The organism is Telluria sp. Soil_C_11 (assembly GCF_057657395.1).
This window is the reverse complement of the sequence record NZ_JBDGIN010000003.1, coordinates 321,405-335,812: the sequence shown is the minus strand read 5'-3', so window position 1 is coordinate 335,812 and position 14,408 is coordinate 321,405. Positions and strand designations below refer to the sequence as shown.

The 14,408-nt window shown below is 65.5% G+C and carries 14 protein-coding genes; 4 read left to right on the top strand and 10 right to left on the bottom strand.

Going from position 1 to position 14,408, the window contains the following annotated elements; genetic code table 11:
- Position 1 precedes the first annotated feature (1 nt).
- The gene (locus AC3A6M_RS07095) at positions 2-601 is read left to right on the top strand and encodes an SCO family protein (protein WP_487852023.1); all 600 of its coding nucleotides are present in this window, start codon (positions 2-4) and stop codon (positions 599-601) included.
- Positions 602-611: 10 nt separating this feature from the next.
- A complete protein-coding gene (locus tag AC3A6M_RS07090) occupies positions 612-1,679 on the top strand; it encodes an AI-2E family transporter (protein ID WP_487852022.1) in 1,068 nt (355 codons plus the stop codon).
- Between the two features lie 442 nt (positions 1,680-2,121).
- Here the strand turns inward: AC3A6M_RS07090 and AC3A6M_RS07085 are convergent, their stop codons facing one another.
- Positions 2,122-2,394: a hypothetical protein gene (locus AC3A6M_RS07085; RefSeq protein WP_487852021.1), complete on the bottom strand. Its 273-nt coding sequence runs from the start codon at positions 2,392-2,394 to the stop codon at positions 2,122-2,124.
- Between the two features lie 680 nt (positions 2,395-3,074).
- Here AC3A6M_RS07085 and AC3A6M_RS07080 point away from each other — a divergent pair.
- Complete coding sequence (locus AC3A6M_RS07080) at positions 3,075-3,464, top strand: DUF6228 family protein (protein WP_487852020.1); 390 nt, start codon at positions 3,075-3,077, stop codon at positions 3,462-3,464.
- Between the two features lie 917 nt (positions 3,465-4,381).
- Positions 4,382-4,744 carry a hypothetical protein gene (locus tag AC3A6M_RS07075; protein ID WP_487852019.1) on the top strand — a complete coding sequence of 121 codons (363 nt, stop codon included), beginning with the start codon at positions 4,382-4,384 and terminating at the stop codon, positions 4,742-4,744.
- Here the strand turns inward: AC3A6M_RS07075 and AC3A6M_RS07070 are convergent.
- From AC3A6M_RS07070 to nhaR, 9 genes are all read right to left on the bottom strand, one after another.
- Positions 4,722-5,894: an acyltransferase family protein gene (locus AC3A6M_RS07070; RefSeq protein WP_487852018.1), complete on the bottom strand. Its 1,173-nt coding sequence runs from the start codon at positions 5,892-5,894 to the stop codon at positions 4,722-4,724. The genes AC3A6M_RS07075 and AC3A6M_RS07070 overlap by 23 nt on opposite strands.
- A gap of 11 nt (positions 5,895-5,905) precedes the next feature.
- Positions 5,906-6,682 carry a LytR/AlgR family response regulator transcription factor gene (locus AC3A6M_RS07065; protein ID WP_487852017.1) on the bottom strand — a complete coding sequence of 259 codons (777 nt, stop codon included), beginning with the start codon at positions 6,680-6,682 and terminating at the stop codon, positions 5,906-5,908.
- A complete protein-coding gene (locus AC3A6M_RS07060) occupies positions 6,679-7,710 on the bottom strand; it encodes a sensor histidine kinase (protein WP_487852016.1) in 1,032 nt (343 codons plus the stop codon). The genes AC3A6M_RS07065 and AC3A6M_RS07060 overlap by 4 nt, the downstream gene beginning before the upstream one ends.
- Positions 7,711-7,728: 18 nt before the next feature.
- Positions 7,729-8,214, bottom strand: a complete 486-nt coding sequence (locus AC3A6M_RS07055) for a nuclear transport factor 2 family protein (protein ID WP_487852015.1) — start codon at positions 8,212-8,214, stop codon at positions 7,729-7,731.
- A 106-nt stretch (positions 8,215-8,320) separates the two neighbouring features.
- Positions 8,321-9,415 carry a DUF5694 domain-containing protein gene (locus AC3A6M_RS07050; RefSeq protein WP_487852014.1) on the bottom strand — a complete coding sequence of 365 codons (1,095 nt, stop codon included), beginning with the start codon at positions 9,413-9,415 and terminating at the stop codon, positions 8,321-8,323.
- Positions 9,416-9,419: 4 nt separating this feature from the next.
- A complete protein-coding gene (locus AC3A6M_RS07045; RefSeq protein ID WP_487852013.1) occupies positions 9,420-10,988 on the bottom strand; it encodes a hypothetical protein in 1,569 nt (522 codons plus the stop codon).
- On the bottom strand, positions 10,985-11,851 hold the full coding sequence (locus AC3A6M_RS07040) for an ABC transporter ATP-binding protein (protein ID WP_487852012.1): 867 nt from the start codon (positions 11,849-11,851) through the stop codon (positions 10,985-10,987). Before AC3A6M_RS07040 ends, AC3A6M_RS07045 begins: the two co-directional genes overlap by 4 nt.
- Before the next feature lie 116 nt (positions 11,852-11,967).
- On the bottom strand, positions 11,968-13,320 hold the full coding sequence (locus AC3A6M_RS07035) for a hemolysin family protein (protein WP_487852011.1): 1,353 nt from the start codon (positions 13,318-13,320) through the stop codon (positions 11,968-11,970).
- 63 nt (positions 13,321-13,383) lie between these two features.
- Positions 13,384-14,289: a transcriptional activator NhaR gene (gene nhaR / locus AC3A6M_RS07030; protein ID WP_487852010.1), complete on the bottom strand. Its 906-nt coding sequence runs from the start codon at positions 14,287-14,289 to the stop codon at positions 13,384-13,386.
- Between the last annotated feature and the right edge of the window lie 119 nt (positions 14,290-14,408).

The following is a 14,408-nucleotide window of genomic DNA, read 5'->3' as shown; positions in this document are numbered from 1 at the left end:
CATGAAAAAACTGCTGCCCGCACTTGTCGCCGCCTGCGCCCTGACGTTCTCCCTGTCCGCATGCGACAAGCTTCCGGGCAAGCAGGCCGCCAGCTTCCAGAACACCGACGTCACCGGCCTGGACTACGCCAAGGGCTTCAGCCTGACCGACCACACCGGCAAGCCGCGCACCCTGGCCGACTACAAGGGCAAGGTCGCGATCGTCTTCTTCGGCTACACCCAATGCCCGGACGTGTGCCCGACCACGATGGCGGAAATGGCCAGCGTGATGCAGAAGCTGGGCCCGCAGGCCGACCAGGTGCAGGTGCTGTTCATCACCCTCGACCCCGAGCGCGATACCCCGCAGCTGCTGGCCAGCTACGTGCCGGCCTTCGACAAGCGCTTCGTCGGCCTGTACGGCACGCCGGAGCAGACCGCGAAGACGGCCAAGGACTTCAAGGTGTTCTACTCGAAGGTGCCGGGCAAGGAGCCGGGCAGCTACACCATCGACCACATGGCCGGCAGCTATGTGTTCGACAAGGACGGCAGGCTGCGCCTGTTCCTCCGCCACGGCGTCACCGCCGATTCGATCGTCCACGACGTCCGCCAGCTGCTGGGCTGAGGCCAAGGGCATGGACCAGCGGCCAGGCAGGAACACCACCCGCGCCGCCGCCGTCATCCTCCTCACGCTCGGCTGCCTGTACGTCCTGCGACCCTTCCTGGCCGCGATCCTGTTCGCGGCCGCCGTCGTCATCTCGTCCTGGCCGCTGTACCTGAGGCTGCGCCAGCGCATGCGCGGCCGCCGCACGCTGGCGGCGCTGACCATGACGCTCACCCTGACCCTGCTGGTCGTGATCCCGCTGGCGCTGGTCGCCTACAACCTGGCCGACAACGCCGCCGCCGCCTTCGAGGAACTGCGCAAGCTGGGCCGCGGCAACCTGCAGCCGCCGCCCTGGATACCGTCGATCCCGCTGCTCGGCGAGCAGATCGACCTCTACCTGCGCGAACTGCTGGCCAGCCGCGACCGCATGATGGAACTGGCGCGCCGCATGGCGGAGCCGGCGCGCCACTACCTGGTGGCGGGCGGCATCGTGCTCGGCGCGGGCGTGGTGCAGATGGCCCTGGCGGCCTTCGTCAGCTTTTTCTTCTACCGCGACGGCGAAGCCCTGAGCACCGTGATCGGCGCCGCCGTGCAGCGCATCATGAACGAGGAAGCGGAATCGGTGACGGAAACCGTCAGCCAGACCGTGCGCGGCGTGATGTACGGCCTGCTGGGCACGGCGCTGGCCCAGGCCCTGGTGGCGGCAATCGGCTTCGCCATCGCCGGCGTGCCGGCGGTGCTGCTGCTGTCGGTGCTGGTGTTCGTATCGTCCCTGATCCCGGTCGGCCCACCCCTGATCTGGGGCGGCGCGGCGATCTGGCTGTTCGCCCAGGGCAGCACCGGCTGGGGCATCTTCATGCTGGTGTGGGGCTTCTTCGCGATCAGCGGCGTCGACAACGTGGTGCGGCCGATGCTGATCAGCCGCGGCTCCAGCCTGCCGTTCCTGCTGACCTTCCTGGGCGTGCTGGGCGGCGTGATCGCGTTCGGCTTCGTCGGGCTGTTCATCGGGCCGACCCTGCTGGCGGTGGGGTATTCGCTGATGAGCGGGTGGACGCATACGCGCAATCCGATCGTGAAGCGGGGCGGGGAGGGGAATTAGGGCGTGTGCTGGAAAGGTTTGCAATCGGCCAATGGCGGACGCCGCGCCCTCTACACTTTCGGAGTCCTGTCAGAGAGCTGTCCTACGCATTCAGCATTTCAAGATCGCCTGACAATCCTCTTTCTTGCCCCGATAACAAACTCGGACACTTGCGGATTTGAGGAAGAAATACGAGGGCGGATGGCCCGGCATCCGAGCGTTTATGCGTCGAGCGTCGAGGGGATGCGTCGCTCGAAGGCCCTGCTCGGGAGCGCTGCCAGCGGTGACAGGAGGCCACTCGATGACAACGACGATGGCGCGCCGTCGTAAGCGAAGCGGCTCTTGCGCGAGCTCTTCTCCGACGGCCGCACCGTAACCAGGAAGAGCCGAGCCGAGGCAGATCGTACTCGGTACTCGTGAATGCCAATCTGCCGCGCGGCCTTGTCTGGCTGCGGATTCGGCGCTATTGCGCTGCCGTGAGCTTGAGTCCGGGCCGCAGTGCCTGAGAAGCATCCTGTTGACGTTTGCGCTGGTCAGATACCTGCTCGATTCCCTTCTTTGTTACTTCTTCCAGGAAAGCGATACGAGCCCGGTAGTAATCTGCACGCAACTGCATTTCCATCAAATGTTGCTCGGATTGATACAACTCCATGCGCAGGTCGTTGAGCGACCGTTTTGCGTGTTTTTCAGGCGTAGGAGCGTTATGAGAAATCAAGTTTGCAAGCCACCGTACCATGATGAACCCTCCTGTCGTCAGGTGCTCTGCTACTGGTATCAAACGGAAATCACGCCAATGTCACACAAGGGCACAATACGATTTCCAGCTAGACACAGTCTAGCAAACATCCATGCAACACCTCTGCACGGTTCGCAATATGTTGTTAAAAATACACCTAAGCTCTATCCGCACTCTATTTTTCATGGGCATCAGGAGCGAACCTACGTGGAAATGGTATGTCGTCTGAATCCAGCAATAAAATAGCATCGCTATGAACCCGACCATATCCATCGCTGCTAGCGGGCACGTAAGTCTCGACTTCGGCAATTACGATTCCGTGCTGTACCAACAAGCATGCGCCAAACTTGAAACCGAACTAGGGTTTATTCGGTGTGGAGAGACTGTAGCGGGGCTCGATGAAGGCGTGAGCCCGTCGTTTTTTCGTGCCGAGCTTGAAATTTCCGCCGGGTGGGACAACTGGAGCGGCAGCTATCTGCTCGCGAATTCAGACGCAGGCGACGCGATACTTCGGCATTTGCACGCTGAGCTTACATAGCAGACAGCAAGGCCAATCTACGCTCGCTACAGTTTATTTCTCGCGTTGATGTGTCAGTTTTGAGTCGAAAGTGGACGGCCGTGTTAGGCTGCAACCGGCCAGAAGCGGACCTGCAACGCCGACCTCACAAATACACGCTCCCATGATCAACATCCGATCCTGTAGCTCGAATCGCGAACTTAGAGTCAGCTACGTAAGCGGCTCCTGTTTGCTCGCTGAGCTCGTTGGTTTCCCCGTTTCTGCAAAGGTCGAAGTCTGGGTTGAAACCGGCGATGCTGCTGGACTTCAAGCGTTCCTTGCAGACCTGGGCAAGCAAGGTCGGCCCTGGAATGGCGCAAGGGAATGGCAGTCGATTGAAGGTGATTTCAAGCTGTCCGCGACCTGTACTGCACTTGGTAACGTTGTCTTCAACGTCGAGCTGCATGGATTGCAGGGCGCAGCTGAAGAATGGGCCGTCACCGCTGGCATTGACTACGAACTGGGCCAACTTGAACGCGTGTTTCAAGGGTCTGGTTCCGAAATGACTCGCTAAGCCCTCGTGGGCCGACCGTCTGCTCTGGGTCGTTAGCGGACGCTACAATGAGTCTGCTTTCGGCCAAAAGCGGGCATTCGCTTCGACCTATCGACAAGGTGAAAATTATGCGTTCTCCATCAAGACTCATTCCACCTCGTAGCGAAAAGGCCATCTCGTAGGTATGGCTGCTGGGAGCTTTATTGGTTGGGTTCGGGTATTTTGTCTATTCCTTGTCGAGCATGGCCCGGTGCATTACAGCCTTTCTGATCCTTGCGTTCTGTTTTTACGTGAGCGTCATCAACAGACGGGAAAAGCGCAGATTTGAAGGGATGTGCACCACTCGTGATGAGGAATCGATATGTACCTTTGCACGAAGCTTCTCGACTAGGCATGTGGATACTTGGGTCATTCGTGCAGCACATCAGGAGATCCAGCAACTGATGAAGTCATACATACCGGCGTTCCCCGTGCGTGCGTCGGACTTACTCCTAGACGACTTGCACATGGACTCCGACGACATCGAGGACTTGTTGGTGGGCATTGCCGCGCGGTCTGGACACTCGCTCAATGAGACCGAAAACAACCCTTTCTACGGAAAGATAAATACGGTTCGTGATCTGGTGCTATTCATCAATGCACAACCACGATTGGCCACTATTCGACCGTCCGCTTAGGGGCGTAATTGGACTTGGCAGAGGGACCCCATCCGGCCAGAAGCGGCCCTTAGCCGCGGACGGCGTTCCGACATCCCTGTTCGTCCACGTCGGCACCGACAATCTTCACAGTGTGGGCGCCTGCTAAGCATTCAGGAAAATTGCTTCGCTCCTCTATCCAAATGTCAGCCCCAGCAGATTTTCCTAAGCGCATGTATACTTGGGCAGTTACGTATCGTCGCGCGCGTTAATCGGCGATGCCATCACTTGCCAGATCTTCCAATGAAATTGCGTCAACTTACCGTCTTCCTGGGTGGATACCTGGCGACAGTCGTCGTCCTTGCCCGCCTGTACCATGGCTTTTCCGGGATTGCTTCGGTCGCCACCATCGCCATCTGCCTCGCGATCGCCCTGCTGATCGGCTTCGCGGCCGGCACATCGGAAACGGCCGCGCAGCATGGGGCGGCGTTCGTGCTCGCCTCGTTCTGCGGCGCGCTTACGATCCTGCTGTCGTTCTGCACGGGCACGGCCGGCATGGCCGTCGCCGCTTTGCCGTATGTCTTCTTCTGGACCAACGCCGCCTGGCTGGGATGGCAGGCAGCCCGGATCTGCCGGACCGCCTTCAGCGCACCGTCGGTGCAGTAAGCAGGGTCGATCCTGATTCGCCGGCATCCGCCTCGGCTGCTTCGGGGGCGGCTTCCGATTCTGCCGGAAACCACCGCGCCCGCAGCCGCATGAACGGCGTCTCGACCAGCCGGTACAGCAGCCAGCCACCGAACACGCCGGCCGCCATCACCGCCGCGATGGTCAGCGGCGCGCCGGTATCGATGCCCCTGCGGACCAGCTCCGGCCGCAGCGCCATGAACACCGGCTTGTGCACCAGGTAGACTGCATACGACCACAGCGCCAGGCTGGCCGCGCCGGGCACGCGCAGGCGGTTGAGCAGGCAGTCCGGGCTGAGCGCCGCGCAGGTCAGCAGCGCGAAGCTCATGGCCACCAGCGAGAAGCCGAAGGTGGATGCCAGGAAGGCGTTCGGCGCCTCGCTCGTCACGCCGTACAGCACCGCCGCCGCCATGCCGAGGCCGGCCGCCAGCAGCGCGTTCCCGTGGCGCAGGAAGCGTCCGAACAAGCCAGGATGGAAGTTCTTCAGCAGCGCGATCGCCACGCCCGGCAGCAGCTCGTCGAAGCGGGCGAAGGTGGCGTAGTACACCGGCGCCGCGAAGGCTTCCTGGCCGTTCATGTAAGCCATGGCGCGCCCTGCCATGCCGGCCGCGATGGCCGCCAGGATCGCGCACCACAGCAGGCGCGGCGAACCGCCCCGGCGCACCAGCGCCAGCACCGCCAGCGGCAGCACCAGGTAGAACTGCTCCTCGATGCACAGCGACCACGAATGCGTGAAGGTCTCGCCATAACGCAGGCCGAAGTTCTGGGTGAAGGTGAGATAACGCCAGACCGGCGCCATGGTCTTGCCCCAGATCGGGCTGTGCGGCAGCAGCAGGTAGACGGCCAGCACCACGTAGTAGTTCGGCAGCGTGCGCAACAGGCGTCGCGCGAAGAAGGTCTTCAGCGACAGGCTTTCGCCGCGCGCCGCCGGCGCCAGGAGCTGGTTGCCGATCAGGTAGCCGCTCAGGACGAAGAACAGGTCGACCCCTGCCCAGCCGATTTCGCCGATGAAGCCGAAGGTCGGCCCCTGGTTGACGAAGCCGTTGTAGTGGGACATCAGCACCAGCAGGATGGCGGCGGCGCGCAGGAGGTCCAGTCCCGCCAGGCGAGTGGAGGAAACAGCGGGGATCATGCAGTCCTTGGCTAAATAGTGGTGGTGGAAGCGGCGCCGTGGCGCGCGAGCGCCTCGTTCAGCGCCCGCATGTAGGTGCGGCTGGCGCGCAGCAGGCTGCCGTCGCGCAGGCGCAGCAGGGCGTCGCGGTTGGTGAGGGCGCGTAGTTCGGCCACCATATCCAGCCGCACGATCGCCGAGCGGTGCACGCGCTGAAACTGCTGCGGGTCGAGCCGGGTGGCCAGGGTGTGCAGGCGTTCGCGCACCAGCCAGGTCTTGCCGCCGGCGTGCAGGGTCGCGTAGTCGCCGTCGGCCTCGATGCGTTCGACCTCCGCGGCCTGGACCAGCACCGTGCGCGTGCCGGCGCGCACCGCGAAGCTGCGCGTCCATTCCACCGGCGTCGGCGCAGGCGCCGGCGAGCCGGCGTCGCGGCGGCGGTAAGGAAGCGCCGTCAGCGCGCGCTCCACGGCTTCGTCCAGGCGCTCGTCGTCGACCGGCTTGAGCAGGTAGTCGAGGGCGGCCAGGTCGAAGGCGCGCAGGGCGAAGCAGTCGTAGGCGGTCAGCAGGATCGCCATCGGCCGCTCGCGCGGCGGCAGCGCGGCCAGTACTTCGAGCCCGCTTTTGCCGGGCATCTCGACATCCATGAACACGAGGTCCGGGCACAGCGACGCGATGCCGGTGGCGGCGCTGTCGCCATCGCCCCATTCCGCGACCACCTCGACGTCGGCGCGGCGCGCCAGCCGGGCCCTGACCGCGAGCCGGGCCAGTGGCTCGTCGTCGACGATCGCCACCCGCATCGGTGTGCTCATGCCGTCTCCATGGGGCGCAGGGGCAGGGCGAGGCGCACGCCGTAGCGGCCGTCGGCGCGCCAGCCGGCATCGAGCTGCTGCTCGGCGCCGTACAGGTGGCGCAGGCGCCCGGCGACATTGGCCAGGCCGATGCCATCGCCGGCCTGCGCCGGCCTGCGCCCGTCGTTGTGCACCTCGACCAGCAGGCGCGCGCCGTCGCGCTCGACGCGGATGTCGAGGCGGCCGGGCGTACTGAGGGGCGCGATGCCGTGCCGGACCGCGTTCTCGACCAGCGGCTGCAGCATCAGGTAGGGCACGGCGCTGTCCAGCAGGTCCGGCCCCGCCTTCATGGTCAGGCGCAGGCGTTCGCCGAGGCGCGCCTTTTCGATCTCGAGGTAGGCTTCGGTGAGGGCGAGTTCCTCGGCCAGCGTGTGTTCGTGGCGGCCGTCGTGGGCGAGCGTGGCGCGCAGGAAGTCGGCGAGGCAGCCGAGCATGCGGTTGGCTTCGCGGTTGGCCTGGGCCGACACCAGCGCCGAGACCGCGTTCAGGGAGTTGAACAGGAAATGCGGATTGACCTGCAGGCGCAGGGCGCGCAGTTCGGCGTCGCGCGCGGCCGCCTGCGCCTGCGCGAGATGCAGCTGCGTGCGCTGCAGCGACAGGTAGTAGACCGCTACCGCGTGCATCGCGCAAAAGGAGGTGAGCGCGAGCCAGCAGCTGTCCAGGCCGCGGAACAGATCGCGCCATTGGTAGCCGGTCTCCAGGCCGAGTTCGATGGCGAGGCGCTGGCCGAGCAGGGCATTGAAGACCGACATCGCATACGTCACCGCCAGCAGCAGCAGTGCCGTCGGCAGCCAGTGCCATTCGCGGCGCCATCCCGCACGCTGCAACAGCGTCAGCGGCACCAGCCAGGCCAGGCAGGCGACGAAGAACAGTGTCCGGAAGGCGGCCGAATACCCGTGGCCGAAGGATGGCAGCCCGAGGATCGCCATGCAGACGCAGGGCAGCAGGGCGGCGAGCACCGGGACGAGCAGGGGCGTTTCGACTTTCATTATTACAATTCTAACGACTTAATGGCCCATCGAATACAGCATCGAGCTGATTTTCCAGCCATCTTCCGCGCGCACCAGCTGCCAGCTTTCGCTGCCGCGGTTGCCCACCTTGCCGTCGATGAGGAAGTCGAAATCGAACCAGACCGAGGCCACCGTGCCGTTGCTGTCGATGCGCACGTTGTAGAAGCGTTCCTCGATCGGCCCGGGAGCGGTCTGTACGAACTCGGCGAACTTCTTCCAGCTGCCGGGAAGGACCTTGCGCGCCTGCGGATTGCGGGTCTTGACCGCGGCCCAGGTATCGGCGTCGGCCACCGAGAGCCAGCTGTCATGGTCCTGCACGAACAGGCTGCCGAGGGTCTTGCCGTCGCGGGCGATGATGGCGGCCTTGAACTGCTCGACGACCTGGCGGATCGCCGCCACGTCGGCTTCATGGCTGTCCGCGGCGCGGGCCGGGCCGGTCAGGCAAAGGAGGACGAAGAGAAGGAAGGAGAGGAGCAGGCGCATGGGAACCTCGGGAGCAGGAAAGCTTCCAAGGTAGAGGGAGGCGGGCCGGCGGTCCACTGGAATGCGCCGACCCGTGCATGGCATGCGATGAACGGTGAGGCGGCCGTCAGCGCAGCACCTGCGTGACCGGGACGATGCGCACGTCGTGCATCCGGTTCAGGTAATCCTCCAGGTACCACTTGTGCGAAGAGCCGACGATGACCAGCGTGCGGCTGCCGGGGAGGAAGCCGATGGCTTCGCGGATGTTGGCGGCCATGCGCAGGTTGCGCGTCTCCCAGTAGCCCACATAGCCGCGGCCGAACTGCTGCGGCGAGGGCTCTTCGAGCGCGGCGCCGAAGTCGCTGTCGAAGATGAGCCGGGCCTGCGAGGGATCGTTGATGGCGCGGTACAGCGCCATGACGCCTTCGGCATCGCCGACATGCGCGTGCAGACGCTCGTCCATCTGCTTGCGCCTGGCGACCGCGGGATTGTCCCAGGCCTTCGCGATGGCCTCGCCGGATGCCTTCGGGTCGGCGTCCGGCGCATCGGCCGTGTGGTCGTCCATCGCAATCACGCGTTCGAGGCCCAGTGCGGCCGCCAGCGGCGCGGCGATCAGCGTGTCCTCGCCGCGCCCACCGCGTCCGACGAGCCGTTTTTGCAGCGCCGCGACCAGGGTGGCGTCGAGGCCGTCGCCGGCGCGGCGTTCCGCTTCCGGCAGGCGCAGCCACTGCACCAGCGCCGATACCGGTTCGCCGCCGGCGAGGAACACGGCGGCAAGGCGGCGGCGCTGGGCCGGCGTCGGGGCCGCGGGCCAGCTTGCCAGCAGCCGGTCGATTTCGGCCGTCGCGGCCGGCACGTCGAGGCCGGTGGCCGCGCGGGCCGGCGCCGGGTCCCACGCACAATAGGATTCGATCGAATCCTTGTAGCGCTGCGGGTACTGGCGCATGAATGCGCACTGCGTGCCGGACAGGTTCTCGATGGCGATGATGCGCGGCTTCCAGGCCAGCAGGCGTTCGTGCAGGAGCCTGAGGCTGGCCGGCTGGAAGCTGGCCGGCAGGTACTTCAGGTGGGCGGTGCCGAGCACCATCACTTCATTCGGCACGCCCTTCGCAGGCCCCTTCAGCCTGCTGGGGTCGAAGGTCCCTGCGGATTCCTGCGCGTGCGCGCCCGCGGCGCACAGCAGGGCGGCGGTGGCCAGCAGGCCAGTCACTCGTTGCAGCATTCGATCATCTCCTTTTGTCAGAATGAATCCGGTTCCACAGATGCCCGCCCCACGCGGCCGCCATCCCCACACCCAGCCAGGCCAGCACGGAAGCCGGGGTCGCCGTGCCGTGGAAGCCGACCATGTCGGCCAGCGGCACGTTATTGACCTGGATGCCGATATACAGCCCGAGCAGGAACAGCACCAGGAAGGTCCGTCCCGTGGCGCTGGTGCGGCCGAGCAGGCTGGCCAGGGCGGCCAGGGCGCACACGCCGGCCAGCAGGGCGGCCGCGCGCAGCGGGTCGGATGTGGCCAGGCGCAGCATCGCCGCGCCGGTGAACATCAGGCCCAGCAACAGGGACGCGGCCAGCTGGCGCCAGTAGCGCCGCGCACTGCCGCCGGAGACCGCGGCGCCGAGCAGGGCGCAGCCGGCGTCGCCGTCGCGCGTCGGCAGGTCGCTCGCCAGCACGCCCCAGCAGGCCACGCAGGCCAATGCGAGCGGCGCCAGCGCATGCACGTCGAGCGCCAGCGCCAGTATCTGCGCCAGCAGCAGCAGGGCGATCGCGGCCGGGGCCGAAGCAAGCGTGAGGGCGACGTCGGCCAGGGCCTGGCCGGCGATCCCGGGCAGCCGCGTGGAGAGGGCAAACAGCGGTTGCGCCAGCCGCGCCAGCGGCCGCAGCCAGCCGTTGAGCAGGGCCAGCGGCGAGCGGCGCGCGCGCGACCGTGCCGGCTTGACGTGGTCGGGTGAATAGCGGTGGAACAGGCGCACCGCGAGCAGCAGCGGCAGGCAGGCCAGCAGCGCCGTGATGCAGCGGATCGCCACCGTTGCGCCGTCCCACATCCAGGACGGCAGCGTGATCGGCGCCAGCTTCGGGTCGAAATCGCCGATCCCGAGCATGATCTTGTGGATGTCCAGATGCTTTGAAAACGCAGTGACGATGGCGCTCATGCCGCTGAAGTCGACCGGAATGGCGGAGGGCGGACCCGCGCTTTCGGTCACGGCGGGCAGCATTGCCATCTGGCCGACCCAGAGCAGGAAATACAGCAGGTCGCCGCGCTTGCCCATCAGCGGCGCCCAGCCGTCGAACAGCATGGCGCAGCTGGCGGTGAACAGCGCCATCGGCCCCAGCACCAGCACATAGGTCTGCAGGTAGACCAGCGGCTCGATCGGTCCCTCGCCACGCACGGCATGGCAGACCAGCACGGTGGCCATGAAGGCGCCAACCAGCGCCGCCAGGTACAGCACGCCGCCGCACCAGCGTCCAATCACGCACAGGGCATTGCTGGCCTGGCTGGCGCCGATCACGCCGCCCAGGCCGCTGCGCAGGTCTTCGCCAATGCGCCCGCGCAGCAGGTAAAAGCCGGCCAGCGCGAACAACAGGGTCGCCTGCGACGCGCTGCCGAGCGCCAGCGCGGAACTGGTATAGCGCACGCGCGCACTACCGGCCGAGATCAGCGTGTGACCGCCGGCCGGGTCCGAGATCACCAGCCAGCTGATCGCCACGACCACCAGCAAGGTCACCAGCGTCGACAGGCGGCGCAGGCGCACGCGCGCTTCGAGCAGCGCCAGCGTGCGGACGGCGTGCCCGTTCATGCCGCTTCCTTCACCGAATAGCGCTGCGCCATCAGCGCTTCTTCCAGGCTCGGTTCCGACAGCTGGGCGCCGGGGCAGGGCAGGTCCGGATGGGCGATGCGCAGCAGCACCCGTCCGTCCTGGCGCGCCGCATGCAGCACGTGGGTGGTGGCGCGCAGGCGCTCGTATTCGTCGGTGTCGACATTCGCGGACCACACCTGGCCGCGCGCGCGGCCGAGGATGGCGTCCGGCGTGTCGCAGGCGACCAGGCGGCCGCTGCGCATGATCGCCAGCCGGCCGGCGATGCTTTCGACGTCGGACACGATATGGGTCGAGATGATGACGAGTTTATTGAAACCCAGCTCGGCCAGCAGGTTGCGGAAGCGCAGCCGCTCTTCCGGATCGAGGCCGGCGGTGGGTTCGTCGACCACCAGCACGTCCGGGTCGTTCAGCAGGGCCTGGGCGATGCCGAGGCGGCGCAGCATGCCGCCCGAGAAGGTGCTGGCCTGGCGCCCGGCCTGGTCGTGCAGGTTGACCAGTTCGAGCAGGCGGCGGATGCGGCCCGGGTCGCGCACGCCCTTCAGCGCCGCGAAGTACTGCATGAATTCGAGCGCCGAGACGTTGCGGTAGACGCCGAAGTCCTGCGGCAGGTAGCCCAGGCGGCGCCGGATCGCCTCGGGCCTGGCGGCGATGTCCTCGCCATCGAACAGGATGCGCCCGGCGGTCGGCCGCGTCAGCGTGGCGATCATCTGCATCAGGGTGGTCTTGCCGGCGCCGTTGTGGCCGATCAGGCCGACCACACCGGGCTCCAGGCGCAGCGACAGGCCGTCTACCGCAACGACCTGTTTGCCGAAGGTTTTGGTGACGTCCTGCAGTTCCAGCATGGCGAGCTCCGTACAGTGGCGATACGCTACTGTAGGCGGAGGCGGACGTCCGGGTGTCCGCCATGCGACAGGCTGCAGCCTGGGCGGGATGAACTGCAGCGAGGCAGGAAGAACGTTCAGTCCAGCTCGTCCTCGTCGGCGCCCCGCTCGAGGCGCGGGATCACCTTCACCAGCAAAATGCGCGGGCCGTTGGTCTTCTTGACCACCACGTCGAAGCGCGGGAATTCGATGCGCTGGCCCTGCTTGGGGATGTCGCCCAGCTTGGCCATCAGGAGGCCGCCCACCGATTCCACTTCGTCCAGGCCCATCGCTTCGTTGTCGATGTCGATGCCGAGCACGCGTTCGAGCGAGACGATCGGAAGACTGGCCTTGCCGATGAAGGTGCCGTCGGCCTGCCTGATCCAGTCGTTTTCGTTGAGACGGAACTCGTCGCGGATCTCGCCGACGATGGCGCCGAGCAGGTTGTCCAGCGTGATGAAGCCGACCGGGCGCTTGCCTTTTTCGCCGATCAGGGCGAAGTGCGGCGCGCCGGTGCGGAAGCGGCGGAACAGTTCGATGGCCGGGGTGCGCGCCGAGATCGTCTCGACCGGGCGCAGGAATTCCGTCAGGTCGGTCACGTCCTTGCCGCCCTGCTGGGCGAAGAACAGGTCCTTCAGGTGGATCACGCCCAGCACTTCCTCGCCTTCCTCGTCGAACCAGGGGTAGCGCGAGAAGCGGTTGCGGCGCATCGTGTCGAGGTTCTGCGCGAGGCTGCGGCTGGCGTACAGGGCGCTCACCTCGTTAATCGGGCGCATCAGGTCCGCCACCGAGTGCTCGCCGAATTCCAGCGACTGCGCCAGGATGTGGCGCTCGTCGTGGGTGAACTTTTCCTTCTCGCCCGTCGTACTGGTGTTCGTACGCAGGATCATCTTCAGTTCTTCGTTCGAGTAATGGGTCTCGTGGCTGCCGGCGCCGGACAGGCCGGCCACGCGCAGCACCATGTTGGCGCTGGCGTTCAGCAGCCAGATGGCCGGATACATCGCCCAGTAGAAGCCATACAGCGGCAGCGCGCTCCACAGGCCGACCGCTTCCGGGATGCGGATCGCCAGCGATTTCGGCGCCAGTTCGCCAACCACGATGTGCAGGAACGAGATCACGCCGAACGCGATCACGAACGATACGCCGTGGATCAGTTGCGGGCTGGTGACGCCGAGCAGGGCGAACACCGGCTCGAGCAGGCGCGCGAAGGCGGGTTCGCCGACCCAGCCCAGGCCCAGCGAGGCGAGGGTGATGCCGAGCTGGCAGGCGGACAGGTAGGCGTCGAGCTGGCTATGGACCTTGTAGAGGATGCGGCCCTGCAGGCCGCCGCTTTTCGCAATCGCCCGCACGCGGGTCTTGCGCAGCGTGACGATGCCGAACTCGGCCGCCACGAAGAAGCCGTTCAGCGCCACCAGCAACAGCGCCAGAACGACAAACAATATATTTTCCATACAGATGTAAGTTTGTTAACAAGCACAGCCGAAGCATTGTACAGGTACCGTGCAACCCTGCCTTCAGGCGGCGTCGGGCATCGCTTTTTGCGCGGCGCCGAGGATGGCCTCGACCGCCGGGTGCTTGATCTTGCGTTCGTTCGAAATCACGTAGAACTGCTCGCGCACGCCGGGGACTGCGCCGACTTGTACCGCACCGAACTGTTCGGCGATCTCGGACGCCAGCGCCGCCGGGGCGAAGAACAGGCCCAGGCCGCGCCGTCCGAAGGTATTGAGCAGGGCGTTGTCTTCGAATTCGCCGACCACGTCGGGCTTGACGCTGGCCTGCACGAACCATTCGTCGATCTTGCCACGCAGGGCATTATTACGCGTCGGCAGCAGGAACGGCGCGCCGTTCAGATTCCCCGGGAAATCTTTTCCGTACTGGGCCGCCAGCTCCGGCGCGCCCACCACCAGCATCTCGCTTTCGAACAGTTGGTGGCTGAACACCTTCAGCGCGCTGCCCGGCTGTACCTCGCGGTCGGTCAGCACCACGTCCAGCTTGTGCAGGGCGAGGTCGGCCAGCAGGGCCTCGAACTGGTCTTCGTAGCAGACCAGGCGCACCTGCTTGTCGATGCGCATGGCCGCTTCCAGCATGCGGTAGGCGGACAGCTTGGGCAGCGAGTCGGAGATGCCGACCGAGAGCCGGATGCGCCCGCTGTCGGCCTCGCTCACCGCTTCCTGCATCTGCAGGCCCAGCAGGAAGATCTGGTCCGCATAATTCATCGCCACCCGCCCGGACTCGGTCAGCACCAGGCGCCGGCCCTGCTGCGAGAACAGGGTCTTGCCCAGCGATTGTTCCAGCAGGGTCAGCTGGGAACTGACGGTCTGCACGGCCAGGCCCAGGCGCTCGGCGGCACGCGTGATGCCGCCTTCCTTGGCGACTACCCAGAAGTAGTAGAGGTGGCGGAAATTCAGGTCGCTTTTCATCGTTCGGATCGATAACTCAGGTTTTAACGAAGTAATTCTCTCATTATCTTCGCTTTTTCCTTTCCCGTCACCCCTCTACACTGCGCCATATCAACAACGAAACACAAGAAGAGGAAAAC